At 57.2% G+C, this 465-nt stretch carries 1 protein-coding gene; it reads right to left on the minus strand.

Annotated elements, in window-relative coordinates:
* Positions 1-465, minus strand: a 465-nt coding sequence (locus JUK32_RS28620) for a protelomerase family protein (RefSeq protein WP_204137350.1), incomplete at both ends; no start/stop codon positions are given.

Raw genomic sequence — 465 nt, forward strand, 5'->3', positions numbered from 1 at the left:
GAGGCTGTAGCGATGGTTCACAACCTGCTTGAGCTGCCGGGACGAGACCCCTCGCTGTTTCAGATCGGCGATCGCCAGTCCCGATTGCAGCTTCTGGATCGCCGCTAGCACCTTTGCTGCTGGGGCCAGCGTGGGAATTTCGAGGGTGATGTCAACATCGTCAGCCTTTTTCGCCATCTGAGAAAAGTTCAGGCTCCAGGGCGATTTGAGCGAGAATTTCGAGAGCAGGATTTCACTGATGCGGCGACCGATCAGTACCGCTAAGCCTGCCCCCACATCCGACCACTCATCACTATCGAGCAGGTTTTCCGCAATTTTCACCAGCGCCTCAACTGCATCGGGGTGGAGATACTGCGTTTCTCGCTGGGCCACGCGCCCCCGTTGCTCATCATTCAGCCTTCTGTATTCTTCGGTCGAGAGCGTCACCAGGGCGATCGCTGGATGATTGGGGTCAAGGAGCTTCAG

The organism is Halomicronema sp. CCY15110 (assembly GCF_016888165.1).
GTDB lineage: Bacteria > Cyanobacteriota > Cyanobacteriia > Phormidesmidales > Phormidesmidaceae > Halomicronema.